Annotated in this window: 6 protein-coding genes; all 6 read right to left on the minus strand. The window is 42.1% G+C overall.

Translation table 11 applies throughout. The features are described 5' to 3' along the window. The gene (locus GJB62_RS30030) at nucleotides 1-2,031 is read right to left on the minus strand and encodes a non-ribosomal peptide synthetase (protein WP_114080340.1); all 2,031 of its coding nucleotides are present in this window, start codon (nucleotides 2,029-2,031) and stop codon (nucleotides 1-3) included. 1,167 nt (nucleotides 2,032-3,198) lie between these two features. Continuing rightward, on the minus strand, nucleotides 3,199-5,694 hold the full coding sequence (locus GJB62_RS30035; protein ID WP_245246207.1) for an alkaline phosphatase family protein: 2,496 nt from the start codon (nucleotides 5,692-5,694) through the stop codon (nucleotides 3,199-3,201). A 705-nt stretch (nucleotides 5,695-6,399) separates the two neighbouring features. Then, nucleotides 6,400-11,178, minus strand: coding sequence for an esterase-like activity of phytase family protein (locus GJB62_RS30040; RefSeq protein ID WP_114080339.1), 4,779 nt, complete (start codon nucleotides 11,176-11,178; stop codon nucleotides 6,400-6,402). Nucleotides 11,179-11,674: 496 nt separating this feature from the next. Continuing rightward, nucleotides 11,675-17,101, minus strand: a complete 5,427-nt coding sequence (locus tag GJB62_RS30045) for a phytase (protein WP_114080338.1) — start codon at nucleotides 17,099-17,101, stop codon at nucleotides 11,675-11,677. A gap of 808 nt (nucleotides 17,102-17,909) precedes the next feature. Then, nucleotides 17,910-18,692, minus strand: coding sequence for a COP23 domain-containing protein (locus GJB62_RS30050; protein WP_114080337.1), 783 nt, complete (start codon nucleotides 18,690-18,692; stop codon nucleotides 17,910-17,912). Nucleotides 18,693-18,772: 80 nt separating this feature from the next. Next, nucleotides 18,773-20,407 (minus strand): M48 family metallopeptidase, encoded by a 1,635-nt coding sequence (locus tag GJB62_RS30055; protein ID WP_114080336.1) that lies wholly within the window; start codon nucleotides 20,405-20,407, stop codon nucleotides 18,773-18,775. Between the last annotated feature and the right edge of the window lie 59 nt (nucleotides 20,408-20,466).

Below are 20,466 nucleotides of genomic sequence, written 5' to 3' on the forward strand. Positions count from 1 at the left end.
TTAAACACCTTGTTGATGATTACGGCGGCGAGCTTGAGCTGCTTGTTGGCGTTGAGCGCGATTTTGCAGCTTGTCATGAGACGGTTGGCTGTTCTGGTTTGAATGCAAATATTTTGCTAAAGAGCCAATCGTTGAATACTGAAATAGCTTCACAGCAGGTAGTTCAATACCAAGTTCCTGTTTGACTCGCGCAGCAACTTGCAGAATTGAGATTGAAGTTCCTCCCAAATCAAAGAAATTATCATCAATCCCAACGCGATCGATTTTGAGCAGTTCAGACAAAATACCTGCAAGCAAACGTTCTAAATCGGTTTGGGGAGCAATGTATGCTTGTTCGAGTTGCGGACGTTCTCTACTTGGTGCTGGCAATTTATGTCTATCTACTTTGCCATTTGCGGTTAGAGGCAGTGATTCTAACATCACAAACGCTGATGGCACCATGTAATGAGGTAGTTGCTGCTGTAAAAAACTACGTAAATTATTGTGTGTATATTTGCTGTTATAGTGAGGAACAATATAAGCAGTCAACTGCTTTTCACCTGTTTCATCCTGACGAGCTAAAACAACAATTTCCCGAACATCAGGATGTTGTGCAATCTCCCGCTCGATTTCCCCTAGTTCAATTCGGAAACCGCGAATTTTTACCTGATTGTCAACCCGACCTAAAAACTCGATATTGCCATCTGGGAGATAACGAGCTAAATCTCCAGTTGTGTAAAGGCGGGTTGCTAAATTGCTATCAAATGAGTGAGAAATAAATTTTTCAGCAGTCAATTCGGGGCGATTCAAATACCCTCTAGCTAATCCATCTCCAGCAATGTACAATTCGCCAACTTCTCCAATTGCTACTGCTTGGAAGTTGTTGTCTAATATATAAACTTGGGTATTAGCAATTGGGCGGCCAATAGGAATAGATACACCTGGTTGCAGTGGCGCTGTTATAAGATGGCAGCAGGTAAAAGTTGTATTCTCAGTTGGCCCATAACCATTAATTAGCCGACAGTTCTCTACTGTTTGGAGAAACTTCTGTACATGGGGAACAGATAAGACATCGCCACCCGCTAAAAGTTGACGCAAAGATTTTAACGCATCAATTTTTTCATCCACTATGAGATGGAATAAGCCGGCTGTCAACCAAAGAGTAGTGACTTGATATTGTTGAATAATTTGCCCTAATTCTTCTAATGATGGTGTATGAGGAGGGCAAATTACTAGTTGCCCACCGTTAAGTAAGCAACCCCAAATTTCAAAAGTTGAAGCGTCGAAGGAAATAGGAGCAAGTTGCAGAATTATTTCTTCAGCCGTGAGGTGAGCATAATTAGTTTCTTTGACTAGCCTAACTACACCACGATGGATAACGCTAACCCCTTTCGGTGTACCTGTAGAACCTGATGTATACATGACATAAGCCAAGTTTTCAGCAGTGACGTTAGTGCTTAGGTTCTCTTTTTTATTTTGGGCGATTGTATGCCAATCTGCATCTAGGCAAATTACAAATGCTGTATGAGTAGGTAATTTAGCAACTAGGTCTTTTTGAGTTAATAGTATAGATACCTGGGTATCTAATAGCATAAAAGCTAAACGTTCTTGTGGATACCCTGGATCTAGCGGTACATAAGCTCCACCTGCTTTGAGAATAGCTAAAAGTGCTACAACCATTTCTAAGGAGCGCTCTATGCAGATACCTACAAGAGTTTCTGCTCCTATACCTAGTGTTTGTAGATATTGTGCCAGTTGATTAGCACGACTATTCAAATCTCTATAGGTGAGATGCTGATTATTAAAGATTAATGCTACAGCATCAGGTGTTTTCTGAACCTGTGCTTCAAACAACTGATGAATACACGCTTGCTGAGGATAATCCGTTTGAGTCTTATTCCACTCGATCAGTAGGTCTTTTTCGGATTCTTTCAAGATAGGTAATGTTAAATTATATCGTTCTAAGTTATTATCTGATGATAATGATGTTTGACACTCAGTTACCAGAAATTGATTTTTATTTTTAGCTAATGAATCAGTTATTGCTTTCATATTTTATTTCCGCAAAAAATATATCTTTTTGCAAAACTTGTAGTTTTTAAGTAGTGCTGCATTTTTAACTCAACAAATCTCAAGTTCAACCATGCAGCTAATGTTACTACTAAACTATACAAAATCAGAATTATTACTGAGTGAAAAATACTAAGGTTTGTTCTAAAATTCATATTGAAAGATACTTTTATATAGATATAGATTTTTGGATAAACCACTAAACTATGTAAGTGGAGTAGGATATTGTTTCGAGATAAATAAGTAACGATGAATTATGATGTTTGAAAACTAAATATAGCTCCAACACCACGCAAGGTTTGTTTAAACACTAGTATTTTTAATTACATTTTTTAGTCATATTTTTAATTTTTAAATTATATTTCAAGACTAATTTCACAAGAAATCATGCCGCAATCCTATAATGTTTATATGAAAGGGCACTGACTCTTAGATTTAGTTTTTTTATTTTGACCTATTTCCTCAAAATCTGAGTTATTTTCAATACATCTTCATTGAAAATTAAAACTTTAGAGGTGATTTGCAATGAGAGTATTAACTGTATGTTCGCTTATTTGAGAGGATAAGAAGAATCAATGCCTTGATGGGCAAGCAAGACAGCGATTTTAACAGCTGATAAGCAAGCAATGGAATCCGTTTGGAGGTAGGTTGAACTCCAGGCTATGACCATCAAAATTTTTTGTGCCCTAATTCTACTTATTAATACTTAATAATTTCAGTATTTTATAGTATAAAACAGTTAGGACTTATACAATTGGCATAAATCTTTGCAACGCATCAGTAGGTTGTAGGGGCGTACAGATGTACATCCATGTCTAAGTATTTGTATCATGTATATTGTAAAATTAAGCTGTTCTACATTTAACTTGGATGATTAGGGCGGGCATCAATACTTTTCGGTTAAGGGGGAAAGGGGAAAGGGAAAGGGTTTGAATTTACTTTTCCCCCAAGCCCAGTAACCTTTCCCCAGATCAAAAGAGAGATTGTTGGGTTTATCCGAAAAGTATTGGGGGGCATAACTAGAACAGCTTTAAGAATCACAGGATAAAACAGGATATTAAAGGCGAGGGAGTATTACTCCCCCGCAATAGCCAACTTACTACAGCTTAATTGTTGAATTTAAAGCTGTAATCGTAATCATCATTTAGGTTAAATTACACTAGCTGAGAAAACGAAGTCATTTGCTGTTAGGCTTGTCGATGTAACTCCAACCAATGAAGCCAACTCTGTATTTCCGGCTTTCACCAGAGTATCGCCACCCTGTTGCAATAGAGTTAAGGCACTAAATTGAGTAACACCAATACCGCCCAGCCCGATTTTATCAATGCCGATCGCAAAATCAGTCACGATGTTCTTGCTAATTGGCAGACTAGCGTTAGCAATCCAGAATTGGTCAGCACCAGCACCACCAGTTAAGCGATTGCCACCTCCTTGATCGGCAAATAGCACATCATCGCCATCACCACCAAACAGCGAATCATTCACACTGGAGAAGAGTTTGTCATCTCCAGAACCACCATATAGACGGTTATTGCTACCGTTACTCTTGAGGGTATCGTTACCTGAGCCACCGAAGGACAGTTGACGCAAACCTTCAACTACTGTGAGAGTATCAGCACCTGCTGCCCCAAACAAATTATTACTACCATTGGCTTCCACTACGGTAATATCGTCATCACCAGCAGCACCATCAGCACTAGTGTTGTTAGCAGGGCCATTTACACCAATCAAGACTTGATCGTTACCATCTCCTGTGGACACTGAAGAGCCACTGCCGACTAGCACCGTATCTTCACCGTTACCAGTCACGATTGTGTTCCCTTTAGTACCTTCTACAAAGTCTGCGCCGTCACCTGCAAATAAGGTTTGATTTGGCTTGAGGGTGACATCATCACTATTAGTAGAAGCAAATTGAAGGTCTAGTGTTGTTAGTCCAACAGTGCGACCATCAAACCCTGCGGCTGTAAAGTACTGAGTATTGCCTACACTCTGAAAATCCAGAATTATTGCTTGGCCATTAGCAGTTTCTTCCGAAGTCAAGACTTCTTTAGTGGAGAGAACTGTATCCGGGCCTCCCACCAACGCTTCTGTAATGGCACGACCTTTCAAATCGCCATTACTGGGAATATCTAACCCTAAAATACGAGCAAGTGTAGGCGTTACATCAGCATTACTAACAGGTGCATAGTCCACATAGCCTTGTTTAAAATCAGGGCCAATAGCCTCCATGTTATTGAAGGTATCACCTCGACCAAAGCTGCCATGCATTCCCTGTCCTTGCTGCAAAGTTGTATCAGCAATTTCGACCTGAGTTTGAGGGTTGTTTGGGTTGCTTGGATCGGTGCTAAAGGTTTTGAAGTTGATAACTATAGATGGAACTGGTGTTTTAGCATCACCTTTTAGCCCGATCGCACTTAGTGGTAAAGCACCTGGGATGTCTCCATAGGCATCGTCTACAAAAATCCCACTGATGTAGTCTTTTTGTGAAAGCAAATCCACTACCTGTTTGGCTAAGTCAGCATTGCCATTGGGCAGATAAATCAAGTCAGATCCACCATTGGCAGCTACAACTATCTTTGTACCTGGATCAAGTTGACCATTAATTACCTTACCTGTACCACCAATTACACCATTCCCAGAAATAGGACGTTGACCCTTTGTGGCATCAACAGTTGCATACTGGATCTGGTTGAGGTTTGGGGGAAGGGTTGTAGGGTTAGGATCGTATAAGGGTAAATCTAGATCGTGAGCCAAATCAATTGCAACAAAACCTGCTGGTAGAAATCCCGGATTTACACCCTCATAAGTTTGAGTGGCAGCATAACTTGTAGTTTTTGTGCCTTGGCTATCAATAGCTTGTTTGCTGATGGTAGAAAAACCGTGGTCGGAAGTAATAAAGACATCAGTAGTCTTGTCTAAGCCAGTGCTTTTAAGATAGTCAAGAAGTTGCTTTAAATTATCATCAGCATTTTTGACCCCAGCTTTTGAAGTAGGGCCATTAATACCTGGTGTCAAGGTGTTTAAGCTATCACCCTGATTATGTTGAGTACCATCAGGATCTCTTGACCAGTAAACCAATGCAAATGGTTTACCATCTTCCTGAAACTTGGGTAAAATTACTTTGGTAGTGGCATCTGCAAAATATTGTTGTTGAGCCACATTGGCATTCAGAGTGCCAGGAGTTGTATTATTACCAGCTGGCTGGACTCGCGGTGTCGGTTTTATATCCAGACCAGCCGCTTGTAAACGAGCGACAATATCTGGATCGAGTGGAACACCAGAAGGTGAACCGGCGGCTGTAGGCGGCGGGGTTGCACCATTTGTAGTGTCATCAATAATAATTGTATCGGGAGTAGGAATAGTACCTGTAGTACCACCTTCTCGGTTAACTTGGGTGACATCTTGGATGGCAACTGGGCCTAGTTTACCAACTGCTGCTGTGTTGAAACCCTGCGATCGCGCGTAAGCTAAGAGTGACTCTTCATCTAAAAAGTTGTTACCGGGAAACTTTTCATCGATATCCCCCAGAACTGCATCATTTTCAATGAATGGTGTGACAGTACCATTAGCATTAGGACTAGGAAAACCAGTGTAAATAGTGTTGCTAAAGTCACCTGTATCGCCAAGATAATGCCCAGTTGCGATCGCAGAAGCATTCGGGGTGGTAAATGTGGGAAATAATGAATGGCTGCGAAACTAACTCCCTGCTGACGGACACTATATAAAGTTGGGGTATCAATAGGGTTTACAGAACCGTTACGCAATCCATCCGCAACAAAAATAATGACATTTCTACCGTTGCCATTTGTATCAGCCATGCTTACTATTCCTTAAGTATTGTGAGCTACGATTAATCGCAGCAATTGTGTATCTGTATGAGCAATTAATTACGCTCAACCCAAGCAAAAAATTCTTGGCTACAGAAACCTAAATAGTATTTGGCGACAAAATGCTTAGTGTCCACACAAAATGGTGCAGACAATTAAATGAACTTAACTTTGGTTACTGTCTCAAAAGATAGTTGTTCAATGTTTAAGGAAAGTTATAAACAAGTTAAGATTTTGGACAAAAAAATCCCCAACTCTTCAAGAAGTCGGGGATCTAATCCTTTAGATAGAGAGCAAATCAAAATATGATTGCAATATCACTCTTTAGAGTTAGCAAAGGCGCTACAGCTTAATTCATTTTGAACATTGAACCTAAGCTGTAAGTAAATCGGCGAAATTAAAGCTAACTGGCTAAGGCTGTCATTTGTCCTTTGTCATTGGTCATAAGTAAGGGTTTTAAAGCAGTTTGCGTTTCGTAACATACTTAGTTTTTTTCACCTCAACTTACTTAATCATTTTTGAGCTAAATGACACTAGCAGAAAAAACGAAATCATTTGCTGTGAGGCTAGTTGATGTAATTCCAACTAATGAAGCCAACTCTGTATTTCCGGCTTTCACCAAAGTATCGCTACCCTGTTGTAATAGAGTTAAGGCACTAAATTGAGTAACACCAATACCGCCCAGCCCGATTTTATCAATGCCAACTGTAAAATCAGTCACGATGTTCTTGCTAATTGGCAGACTAGCGTTAGCAATCCAGAATTGGTCAGCACCAGTACCACCAGTTAAGCGATTACCGCCCTGTTGACCAGCAAATAGCACATCATCACCATCGCCACCAGATAGGGAATCATTGATACTGGAGAAGAGTTTGTCATCTCCAGAACCACCGTAGAGACGGTTATTGCTACCGTTGCTAGTGAGGGTATCGTTACCTGAACCACCGAAGGATGATTGACGCGAACCTTCAACTACTGTGAGAGTATCAGCACCTGCTGCCCCAAACAAATTATTACTACCATTGGCTTCCACTACGGTAATTTCATCATCACCAGCACCACCATCAGCATTAGTATTGTTAGCAGGGCCATTTACGCCAATCAAGACTTGATCGTTACCGTCTCCTGTGGACACCGAGGAGTCGCTGCCGGCTAGTACCGTGTCTTCACCGTTTCCAGTCTGGATTGTGTTCCCTTTAGTACCTTCTACAAAGTCTGCGCCGTCACCTGTGAATAAGGTTTGGTTTGGCTGAACGATAATATCATCACTGGTAGTAGAGCCAAAATTAATTTCTTCTGCTTGAGGTTGACCTAAGCCAGGAGCAAGATTAAGGGGCTTCTCCAACTTCAGCAGTAAAATTTCATTGTTGTCTATGACTGGATTTTCAGGATCATTTCCAGGACGACCTGTAGAGAAGGGATAATTGTTGTCATTAGCAACCAAAATGGTATTTTTGTCAACAACTAAAACATTTTCAATTGTGACAAATGGGAAGTCAAAGGTGGTTTTGCCATCTCCATTCAGGTCGTTGGGGTCTTGGATGTTTAACAAGTCTGCAACTTCTTCTTTGGCTACATAACCATTGGAATCTGCTTTAGACAAGTCTATTTTGTAGATCCGCTTGAATTTAGCTGAGGCTCCTTGACCACCATCCCGCTCAATGACAAGATATTCATTGTCATTAATGACTGCTAAATCCCCGATCGCATTTGCAGCATTATCCAATCTGTAGTACAGCTTTTTGTCAGTGTACTTGTGGCTGGCGAGGTCAAATTCGTTAATCCGCAACGCACCAGGAGTATCGCCTTGAACTGTACCCTCTAGCAGCATATAGAGCTTGGTTTTGCTGGCGTTAATTGCTCCACCTTCAAAACCTTTGGAGCCACCCAAGTTAGCAAAGGCATCTCCTGAAAGCACATCGGGGTTTTGTGGCGATCGCACTAAGTTATTCTGAGGATCGCTCAAGAAATCTCGGACTTTATCCCCTGTCTCTGGGAAGTCTGTAAATAGTGCATCTACGCCTAATTGAAAGAACTGCTGAAATTCTAGTTCTGGATTGCCTTTGTAATCTGCTGCTAAATACAGGTCTTCATCGCGGAAGGTATAGGGATGAACCTGTAAACCTGCATTATGAGCATCTTGAACTAAGGTAGTGGGAGATACCAGCGTTCTGTCAGCATCATTGACTGTGCCGTCGTTGTTGACATCATCTGCCAAACCATCGTTATTAGCATCAGTACCTTTGACACTAACAATCATTCGCTTCCAAGGGCCAATGCCATCAGCATAGGTAGCGATTTCAGCCAAACCTTCTGGAGTTCGTAAATCGCCATAAGTGCGAAGGTCGTCACTGACTCTCAAATCATAAGGACGACTTTCGATGAGCGTACCATCTAACTCAATGCCTGCTGCATCTAGAAGTTGAACCAGGGGAATATCTACACCTGCATTAGGCATAATGCGATCGTGGAGATCCTTGAGATTACCGACTTCAAAGGATTGGATGAAAATCCGACTGGGATCGGTGAAGTTCTCAGCCTTGAGTGTATCGATGAGGATTTCACTGATGTTTCGGTTAATTTTCTCCGTAGTGCCTACATAAGTAGCTTCTTCGGCAAAATAGGTGGGATGCTTAGTTTCAGGATAGATGCCAATTTTTTTACCTGTCTCAGCTTCTACTTCCTTAACCAAATCGATGATTTCGGCGAGGGTGGGAATTTCAAATTGACCATTGAAGGATTGGTCGCGGAAAGGTAAACGTTGTATCGCACCTAAAGTCTTGATTTCTTCTAAAGTAAAGTCTTCAGCAAACCAACCTGTGATTTCTGTTCCATCTAGACTGACTGTTTTCTTGCGATCGGCGAACTGTGGATACTTGGTAATATCGTAAACGTCTGTGGTTGTATTGCTCAGATTGACAGTACCATCAGCGTTCAAAATTGCCAAAGCAGGTTCATGGCGAGCAATTAACACGCCATCTTTTGTAACTACTAAGTCTGGCTCGATAAAGTCAGCACCATCTTCAATTGCCCTTCTGTATGCCTCTAAGGTATGTTCTGGAAGATCGCCACTAGCGCCTCTGTGTCCAATAACTTTAGGTGCTTCTCCATCTAGAGTTTTGAATTGGTCGGGTGTAGCAATGGGAGCTTCCAACAACTTACCACTGGCATCAAAATGTAGCAGGTAAGGGCCAAACTCATCTCCAACCCAAATTGTGCCGTCTTTATCAAAGACGAACGATTCTACATCAAAGTCTGCACCAGTCAGTAATCTTCCAGTAGTTCCTTCATTCACAATTTGGAAAGGAACCTTGTTATTAGGGTCAGACAGTTGAATGTAATCTAAAACTTTAACAGTGCCATCGCCATTTTCTGTTCCCTTAAAATTCGGGTCTACACGATTGATTCGTAACAGGAAGTCTTCACTATTATCTTTGCTACCGTAGCCATTATCTGACAGGAAGTACAAAGAGTTGCTGTTAGCAAATTGAACACCGCTAAAACCCTGAATTGGCTGTCCAGGGAAAGGCCCGGTTCTGCCATTGGCTGAAATTTCTGCACCAGAAGCCGGCCCATCACTATAGGTATCAGCAGGTAAAGAAGCAAAACCTACTAACTCAACTTTTGGCTTTATTGAAGCAAACATCGTTTGGTAGATGTGGGTTTGATCATTTAAACCCGCAATTCCCGGAATATCAGAACCGTAGGCGTTATAACCTTTACCCACCAAGCTATTTAGAACTTCAGAACCAGCACCTTGGTAGTAAACAGGTACGGGACGGTTGGTGTGAGTTCCCCAACCATATTTGACAGTAGGATCTGACCCCCAGTAATGTCCAACTTCTGCTGGGGTATCTAAATTAGTTAATGCTTCAGCACCTTGATTTTTTACTAAAGTCGGAAAATTACCGTCGAGAGTCAGGTAGTGATCGTGGTCAGCAGTAACGATTAGTAGGTTTTCATCCCAACCACCATTGTTGTTAATCCAGTCAATTGTTGATCCAACTGCCTTATCGAAGTCCAAAGTGGTGCCGATCAAGTTGTCTATGTTGTTATCATGGGCAGACCAATCGATATCGCCACCTTCAACCATTAACCAGAAACCATCGGGGTCTTTACCTAATACGTCCAATGCAGCATTTGTCAAGTCATTGAGGGTTGGATTTTCGTTAACCTCTTTGGCAATGAAAGATGCATCCGTCTCTCCAGGTAGCAGTGGACGTGTAGTGTCCACTTTGGTGTTATCTCCTTGGTTAGCGAAAACGCTGAACATATCTAAACCAGTGGTGCTGTAGTCGCCGTTGGCAGAACTGACAGGCAAGTTACCATTTTGACCACGCGCACCATATAGACCGAAGAGGCGATCGCCTTTTTCTGGATCGATTGTCGCCGCAGTTTCAGCTAGTTTCTGGGCGGCATTCTCACCCCGCTCCAAAAAAGTGTAATCGTAGAGGTTGTTTGTGGGTTTAGTACTAAGTTCTGTGTAGGTAGATTGGCTAATGTATTCATTGCTTGTATTCGGCTCAACCTCCGATGGTAGTAAGTCTCCAGGAGCAGAAAGCGGGTGTCCGCCACCAAGTAATACCGTCGGTTGATAGACACGGAGTTCTTGTTGCAGAATGTTGTCTAATGCCGGATAGTCACCATCATACTTATTGCGACGGTTAACGTTGGCAGCAGCAGCACCAGGTGTTGCATGGTCAATAGGAACTGAAGTCACCAAACCAGTAGATTTACCAACTTGGTTCGCCGTTTTGAGAATTGTTTCTAGAGGATTCTCAAAAATATCAACGCCAATAGCGCTGTTGTAGCTCTTGACCCCAGTGTACAGAGTTGTAGCGGTGTTTGCCGAGTCAGGATAGCTGTACTTAATATATTCAGGGTCATTACCCGGAGTCCAAGGGTTAGCGCCACCTCTGATAGGGTCATAACCTACTAGGTTCCCAACAGCACCATCACTGACTTTTGCACCACCGGCTGGGGTATTACCTGGGTTAAAAGTTGGATCAAAGGTGAAACCAGGACGAAGCTGGCTCTCTCCGGTAATGGGATTGGTATCGTCAAGAGCTGAATTACTAGTGCTAAAAACTCCATTACTACCAGCGATCGTTGTCCCGTAGGTAGTTGCTAAACCGTAGCCTTGGAGTGTTTGAAAGTTGAGTCCTTGACCCTTGCCTTGGGTATAAAAATCACTTAGATTAGCACCTGTCTTACCATTTTGAATCTCTTTGTAGATGGACGCAGCACGAGCCATTTCCCAGCCCATACCATCCCCAATCATTATGATGACGTTCTTAGCCATGAAAGAGAATCTCCCTGTGTTTAATTGTTGAGATGGTCTTCGCTCCAGTGGAATCAAAAAAGTAATATGGTGAGGAAAAACTAATAGTTTTAGGCTGTAAATATGTAATTGACTTGTCAGCTTGTTGAGTCTGAACTATTAAATATCAACCACCACTACAATTGACATATCACCAGAGCATTTAAGTATCAAAATTAACAATGCAATTGCATATTAATTAACATACATAGTAAAAGTTGTGAAAAAATTGTGGGCTGGTTAAGAAATCTTATATTGCAATCTTGTACCTAATATGCAACTAACAACTTCCTGCATATTTTTAATGATGTGAAAAATTATTTTTTATACACTGACATGATTCATCGTTTGTCACTTTCGTCAGATAATAATTTCTTTATAACCCTTATCTTTAGATGCTTTTGCAATAATAATTGAGTACAGCTTCATTCACTTTAGTTGTGTAATGAAGCTGTAACAATCACGCTAGGTGAACAATTTAAGCCACAATACTGGCAGAGAAAACGAAGTCATTTGCTGTGAGAATATTTGATATAATTCCCAACAATGAAGCCAACTCTGTATTTCCGGTTTTCACTAAGGTGTCACTACCCTGTTGTAATAGTGTCAGGGCACTAAACTGAGTAACACCAATACCGCCAAGCCCAATTTTATCAATGCCAACTGTAAAATCAGTCACAATGTTCTTGCTAGTTGGCAAACTGGCGTTAGCAATCCAAAATTGGTCAGCACCAGTACCACCACTGAGGCGATTACCACCACCTTGACCAGCAAATAGTACATCATCGCGATCGCCACCAAATAGCGAATCATTGACATTAGAGAAGAGTTTGTCATCTCCAGAACCACCGTAGAGACGGTTATTGCTACCGTTACTCGTGAGGGTGTCGTTACCTGAGCCACCAAATAATAATTGGCGAGAACCTTCAATTACTGTGAGAGCATCATCACCTGCTGCCCCTAACAAATTATTACTACCACTGGCTTCTATTACGGTAATAACATCATCACCATTGCCACCATCAGCACTGGTATTTTGAACTGGGCCGTTTTGACCAATAAATATCTGATCATCACCGTCATTCCCGGAAACTGAAGAGTCACTGCCTGCAAACACAGTGTCATCACCATTTCCAGCTTCGATTGTGTTATCTTGAGTACCTTCTACAAAGTCTGCTCCATCACCTGCACTAAAGAATTGTCCTGGCTCAAGATTGACAGTATCGCTGTTGCTAGAACCAAAACCATTGGGGAAAGTAGGTTCTATAACTGTCAGATTATTGGGTAATTCGAGAATGCCGAGTTTTTCAGCAGGCGTATTACCTGTAATATTGAAGTCGTTGTCGTTAATCAAGGCTAGGGTGTTAGGTGATACTAATGCTAGACCTTCTAATTTTTCCACCCCGGTGTAACCCAACTGAGCAGCATTAGCGATTAGGCTCTTGGTGACAGGGGTAATATTGGCAGTAGCTAACTCCGTAGAGGTAAGTTGCTCAATAGTTTTACCAACTGGCAAAGTAAAGTTAGCAGGGTTATTAATGTTGGTCGCCCCAGCCAAATCAATTTGGTAAATTAGTTTATTACCAGCAGACGTACCATTATCATCTCGCTCAACTACTGCAAATTTGCCGTTACCCAAGGAAACTGCATCGCCAAGCTTATCGGTTGCTGGTAGACCTTCTAGGCGATATAAATATTCTCCTGTTACCTGCTTGGTGACAATATCAAACTCTAGAATTCGCAGATTGAGAGAAGCTTTGGAGGTCGCATCATTGGCAACATCAGGATTATCAATTGGACTCTGAATAAAGGCATATAATTTATTACCTTCCAACGCTACAGCTTCAAATCCTCGGTTATTGCGGCGTTGGGCATAAACTGCTGGCAATACCTCAGTCCCAAAAGTTCCAGATGGTTGATCTGGGTTGGGTGCAGTGGCAGTTCCTTGAGGGATAAAGCGGTCAATCAGTTTACCATTAACATCAAAGTGGTAAATCGCGGGACGGTACTCATCCACCAACCAGTAGTCACCATTTTCCGCAATTACAATTCCCTCTAAGTCAGCACCCAAAGGATCGTTAGCTAGAACATTGTTGTCTAAGTCAACGGCAATTTCATCTGTGTAGGCTAAACCGTTTCCTACAGCTTGCAAGTTAGGCAATCCCGTTAATGGGGTCGTCCCATCTTGGCGAAATAGCTTTGTTCTGTTGGTAATGCTGATTTCACCTGTGGTGCGGTTAAGTTCAAAGCTAACTATTTCTGGTTGGAAGTCGGGTAATAAAAATGGTCTGTTAACACCATCAGGTTCTCCATTGGGGCCACGGTCTGTGTTGGTGACAAATTTTAGGTTGCCATTTGCTGCAAACCCTTGGAAATATAACCCAGAGAAACCACCCAAGAAAATATCTTGATTTTCAGAGGTTGTGCCTAACTTGGGTAGGTTTTCAAATTCATAGATAGTCAGCTTGGGTTGAGCAACAGGATTCCGAGGATCGTAACTAGTGGTGTCAATATTTAGAGAATTGGGGAAGGCATTGGCTATATTTTCCCAAGGTACCAGCTTGAAGTTAGAACTGATATTTTCCTCTTCACCTTCATCACTAACTATTGTTGCAGGTTCATTAGAACCATCTTGAGTGACAAATAAACCAAATGGAAAGTTAGGCCCCAGTGGCAGGTTAATGACATCTGCGCCATCTGACTCTTGTACGCTGTCAATTGGCCCATTGTTACCAACGGCAAAATTACCTACGTATTCGTTGTTACCTTCACGAGTGTAGGCAACAAAGGTGTTGTCGCCTTGGCTGGATGCTAGCAAGTAGCCTGTACCATTTTTGCCGTAATAAATAGTCAGTCCTTCTACGTCATCGGTAAGGTAATCACCACCCAAATCTCTGACTTGATCAATTAGCTTGCCAGTTGTGCCACCGTTTGGTTCTGCTTGAAACTTCCAGATACCGACATTTTCTTGACCGATATAGAGGAAGCCGGTTTCTTGGTCTACCACCATACCCTCTGTTTGAGGATCGCGTCCCTGAATTGTCGGTACAGTGAATTCCCGCACCCGTTCAGCCCCAATTTGGCCATTACCTTTGTCAATCAATTTGAACTGAGCTATATCTCCAGTTTCTCGGCGACTGGTAAAGACGTAGTAATCATTGGTGATGGGGCTACGGTATAAAGTCAGTCCGTAAGAACTGCGAGTTGATGCGGAATAAGGAGGTTCAAAAGGTGCTGCTTGGAAGATAGTACCAATATTGCTATCGGTGATATTTTCCAGGTATTGTCCGGGAGTGGAAGGATTGGGGTTAATTTTGAAGATTGCTAGTTTGTCGTTGTTGCGATCGCTAGCTACAGCAATATCAACCGATTGATTGCCTAATTTAAAACCGTATTGCAGATCAATGTTGTTGTAGCGAATGCCACCGGGATTAACTGTCTCTAACAAATTACCAGACAAATCATAAACCCGCAGTCCACCATTTTTGACTGAGGTTAGTACTAGGCTATCGGCAGAGTTTGTGGCATTAACATAAATGGCAGGATCATCAGCATCAGCACGTTGGTCTACTGGAAGTGTTTCATCGTCCAACAAATCGGGACGGGTTTCTAATCTGGGTGCAGCAGTTGGAACTAAGTCTGCATTCAAAGTGAGGATTTGGGTAAATTGGCTCTGGTTGAAGTTGTTATCACTTACCAGTACAATCGACTGGCTACCATCTGCTAGTTTGGGGCCGAAGGTGATGCCTTCGATGTTATCTGTACCGTTAGGCAAATCCAGATCATTTAAATTTAATAGCAGGCGTTTTTGAGCAGGTTGGATAGTAGCTATTTGTTCAGTACTCAAATTATTGAGAGAATCGTAGAAGCTAATATCTGTTGATCCTTGCAAAGAAACTTCGTAAATTTTGATGGTGTTGCCTACACCTTGTGCAAAGGAACGCTCTAAGGCCAGCAAGGTTCCTCGGTTGTCGATCGCAAGTAAATCCACTAAACCATTGTCAGCAAAGCCTGTGCTAGGGTTAGGCACATCCGCGATCGCATCCGTAATATAAAGATATTCTTTTTCTGGTTGTCCACTAACCAGATTGTATTGCAGAATTCGGGATGGACTGCCACTGGTAAGCGAAGCCCTTAATCCATCTTGGAATAGTGCATTTTCGGTGGCGCTGAATAAGGTTTTCTGGTCAGGTGTAATCGTAAGGCTTTCAAAGGCTAAGTTATTGTAAACACCTGATGTCTGCGTGTCACCTGCATCTACAATACCATTGCTGTTGGTATCTTGAACTACTGGTAGGAATTTAGTGGGGACAAGTAGCGATCGCACTTCTTGCCCAGTAGTTAAGGAAAATTCTTTAATAAAGGGATTAGTAACACGACCAACAGTAGGATTTACTTCGCCTTCCGAAGAGATGAAAACAGTCCCATTGTTAGTTAAAGCAATACCTTCTGGGTCGAGGCTGTTGATTGCAAAGAAATTACTATTGCTATCTTTCAGTGGTGTGACGTTAGTAAAAGTCACCCCGGAATCGGCAGTAGTGAAGGTATAAAAACGGGCAGAGGCAACTTGAGAGCGATCGTCTGAGATGGCATAGTAGCGGTTGTTAATAGTATCGTAGGTGACACCAGATAATCCGCCTACTGGAATTGGTATGCCGTTGACAGTTCCCGCCACACTATCAGGAATAAAGCCAGTAACGAAGGTAGTTTGCCTTTCAAATCCCACACTGGGAATAGTTTTACCTGCTTGAGTCGCCCCAGTTTGCACATCTGCGAACACCAAGCGATGGTCAGAACTAGGGAATGGAAAAGTACCAACTGGGGAGAATGTTGGGTCAGTATTTAGAGGCCAAAATACTCTTGAATTGGTAATTGTCAGATCAGAGGAGGGTAGCACGTAATCAGTACGCAGGTTTCCGGGAGCCGTATCAGCAAAGTCTGCGGTGTCAAAGCTAGGATTACCTTTTTGGTTAGCGTTTGCACCACCTTGCAAGTCTGCTTGTTGGGAACCACCAAGACTGGTAGGAATGACATTAGTATTAATCCCAGGATTTTGTAACAGTTGGCGAATAGCATTGTCATAACTATCACCATCTAACGGATCTGCATTTTGATCACCCACAATCACAAAGCTTGAACCAGAAGCAATCCCGCCCGTTTTTCCATCATCATCGTAGATATAATTACTTTTTCCAGGAGTAATATAGTCTGTCCAAAAGCGGATCTCGTCGTGGTTGCGCTTACCGTTGCGGTCTTCCACGCCATCAAAGGTTGGGGGTGTGGGATGGCTAGCGAGGACATGAATTGTCTCTCCGTTTACTTCGATGGGTACATCCCAGTGACTTTTAGAAGAAAGGCGTAGAACTGCTAGTTCCTCCTGAGAATACCAATCATTTGCCTGTGGTGTTGTGGGATCGTCGGGAAGCAAAGCATTGGGCATATCCTTCCAGAGGAAGTTTTGGAAGGTGCGGATATTGGCGGTGTCGATGGGATATTTGGACAGCAGCAACATCCCGTATTGGCCAGGGAAATCACCAAATCCGAAGGCATCATCGCCGTATCCTGCTGTACCTGGGGTTGTAACTACTGCACCATTGTTGTTCAAGTCAAAGCCAGAGGCAATACCTGTGTTGGAGGAAGCAATATAGAAGTAGGGATAGTCAACGGGAGTCGAACCGTTTTGACTTATGGCTAAATAATTTTGCTGGAATAGTTTAACTGCCTCTTGGGAGTAGTCAAACTCATTAATTAGCAGCACATCTGGGTTGTTACGCTGGATAATTTCTGCAACAGCTTTTGCCTGAGCATTATTGGGGGTTGACAAATCGGTCGCTAATTGACCTTGAGTGCTACGGTTTAGAGAAGCATTGAATTGGGAAAAGCGGATTGTATTATTGAGTACCATAATTTAGTGCTGGGTAGATTCAAGTTTTGCGAAGATTAGTGTTGATCTGCGGTAACCACAGAACCAAGTTGCTCAATCGCATCGCTGCAAAAATATGGAAATTCTTGAGTGTAGATGTCATTTATATTGCCAGTAAAATACCGTTAACTGCGAAGTGCGTCTTTGCAGTTTAGAGAGTTCGCAATTTCAATATGGACAATATAAGATGTGCCTTCCAAATCACTGTATTAGAGATTGTTAGAAGACAAATACATAATTTTTTGCATGAGTTTTCAATTGGGCGATCTCAAAGTATACTGTTCAGATTAAGAAACAGATAGCAAAAGGTTAAGATAAAATAATTGTAGGGTTAGAGATGTTTTTTCCACAGCAATTATTCTCAGTCATATATCCCAATAAGGTTAAGTTAAGAAAAATAGTAGGTTGGATTGAGCGACAGCAAAATCCAAAAAAGGATTGATAATGTTGGGTTTCGTTCCTCAAACCAACCTACATCTGATCCTATATATGTCTTTCTTTAATTAAGTTTCAAGTTGTTTGAAAATTGTTTCACTGTGACTTGAGGTACTTTTAAATTGACCTTAACCACCTTTAAATTCATCGGATAACTTAGAGGATTTAAAAATTTTTATACCAATAATAAGACTTTTCAAACATCCTCTTAATGATAGATATTTCACCCGATATAAAATAAGGTGGGCTGTTTACCCACCTTAATCTAAATCTGTATTTTAAGATTACCGCGACAGAAAAAACGATATCTTTTAGTTTTGGCGAAATTGTTCTGATATGTTGAGTAATTCAAACATTAGCGGAAATTACCAGGTTTTAAGCGAACAGAGTTAGGCTGAGACTGACGACGAACTGCTACTCCATTCCGCAAATTGTTTCCAGTACCGCCATCTTTGCGATCGAGGAAAGGTTTTAGATTAATGCCACTTCTAGATGAACTAATCCGATTATTGCCACTCCCTAGAAGTGTACGTCCTAAATTATATAATTCATTCCCTCCACTACTGCGATCGCCATAAGTGTTAACGGCTATAGTCTGCTGTCCGTTGTCAGCAGTAGTCAAGTTCTGAAAAATGCTATTGCGGATTACAACAGGATCTTTGCCACGCGGTACTGTCAGCACAATTCTACAGGTTGGGTTAGCTTCTGTTGTAACGCAGACAATATTTTCGTTATTTTCTACAGATGTCTGAAGTTCTTGTAAGCCATCTGGACGATACAGTTCTAAGCGACTGGCAATTGTTGCACAACGTCTTTGTGCATCCCAACCACCGCCCAAAGCCGCAGGTGCTGCCCAAGGAAAGAATTGTCCTGGTTGGCTTTGTGGCTGATACATAACGGTGGACTGACCGTTGTAAGTCTGGCAGGTAAACCGAGTTGTACCGTCAGATGAGGGTGAAGGGGGTATACCTGTTGATGTGTCTATTGGGACTGGTGCTGATGTCCCACCTGATGGGACTGTTGGTACTACTACACCGTCGCCAGTAGAGTCATATTGTGCCATTGCTGCCGAATTGCCCAGACACAAAGATAAGCCAATACTACCCAAAGATATCAATCGCAGTAGTTGTGATGACATAAATCATCCTCCAGTAGAAATAAGTAGGGAATTGATAGTTTAAGTGACGAATAATTCTCTATTTTGATTCATTAAAAACGCTATTTTTTTTCTTCTCTTGCTTTTTTCTCTGCGAGTAGCTTTTTCACCCGTGCTTTAATTTCTAGATGACGCTCCACTCCTTCATAGGCGTAACGGTTGTAGCTATTACGGGTAATGAGGTTTTCTAAATAACTAACTCGCTCATTGCCGCCTGGGTGCGAAGATAACCAACTAGGAGGAGCATTTTTTTGCTGTTTTTCTAGCGTCACCATTAAGTTACGCAAGCCATCAGCAGCGTAGCCAGTGGCAACAATTAGGCGTGTGCCGAGATTATCTGCCTGACGTTCCATGTCGCGGCTGTAACTGAGTGCAAACAGTTGACCGATAGTGCCGCCTAGAGGTAGATATTGGGTAACGTTAGAGATCAGGTTGCCTTCGCTGACTAATTGAAAAGTGTGGGATAAAAGTACATGGGATAATTCATGACCCATTAACCCAGCTAATTCTGCTTCGGAATTAGCTTTAGCGATCGCACCTGCATTAATAAAAATTTTACCCCCAGGTAATGCAAAGGCGTTAAGGCTTTCCTCTGGAATCACAAAGAATTCGTATTTAAACTCGTCCCGTCCTCCTACCTTCGCCAATTTCTGTCCAATTTCATTGACGTATGCCAAAATATCTTCGTCTATAATTACACCCAGCTGTTTTTTTGCCTGCTTTGCCACCGACTCACCTATGGCTCGTTCACCTTGTAGCAGCATGATGGTAGAGTCAAGGGCAGAAAACGGCCCAAGCAGACTGCCAGTGACGGCATAACCTAAAGCACCTGTAATAATATTACCGAGGACATTGCCTCTAATTTCTCCTTGTGTATAAGATTTGTAACGGTTCAGATTTTCTTCTGCTAGTTTTGTAAACTCAGGCGCTTGGGGATTTTTCGGGTTGAGAATAGCAAATTGACGCGCCGCCAAGGACGCTTCCATCCATTTTTTATCACCAGCTAGGGCTGTAACTCTAGCTTTAATTAATTCTGCTTGATCTGGATACAGCGAAGAAGCCCGTTCTAATATATCTAATGCTTCTTTAGTGCGATCGTATTGTTTCAACGCTTCAGCATATCGAATATGGCCAGGGATAAATTCAGGATATTGCTCAACTAACAGTTGCAGAGGTACTAAAGTTTTTGTTTGCAACTTTTGTGCTATCCCCGCCTCTGATTCTCGCCAGTAGACTTTACCTCCTGGGGATAGTTGCGTGGGGTCGAGTATGGCAGCTTTACGCTGTTGATTATCTGATGTTTTACCAAAAGGCTGCTTAACTTCGCGGTAAATTTTTTCCGCCTCTGGGATTTGTCCCGCCAGATAAAGTTTATCCGCTTCTATAAATTTTAGCTGACGGGTGAGTTCTTCCGGGCTGAGTGGGGGTTCCTGTGGCGACTCTGGCTTTTTCGGTTCAGAAACTTCAGGCGTAGGTTTTGGTGCTTCTGGCGTTGATGAACGTTGCAGCGCTTCCCGTAACTTTTGGACTTTAGTTGTTTCTGAATTGGGCTTTGTCGTTTCAATAGTGGTAGAAGCAGCAGGTTCTTGTGCCAGAAGGGGTGAAGTTGCCTGCGTTAGGATTATCAAAATTGATGTAGCAGCTGAAAGTAATACCCACTTCCAAGCTGGCAGTAAAGACTTCCAGATTCGTTTCATGCTTGGGCCCACGTATACAAAAGGCTCTTTTTTAAATTTTATGAGCAATTAGAAAAATA

Source organism: Nostoc sp. ATCC 53789, from assembly GCF_009873495.1.
Classification (GTDB): domain Bacteria; phylum Cyanobacteriota; class Cyanobacteriia; order Cyanobacteriales; family Nostocaceae; genus Nostoc; species Nostoc muscorum_A.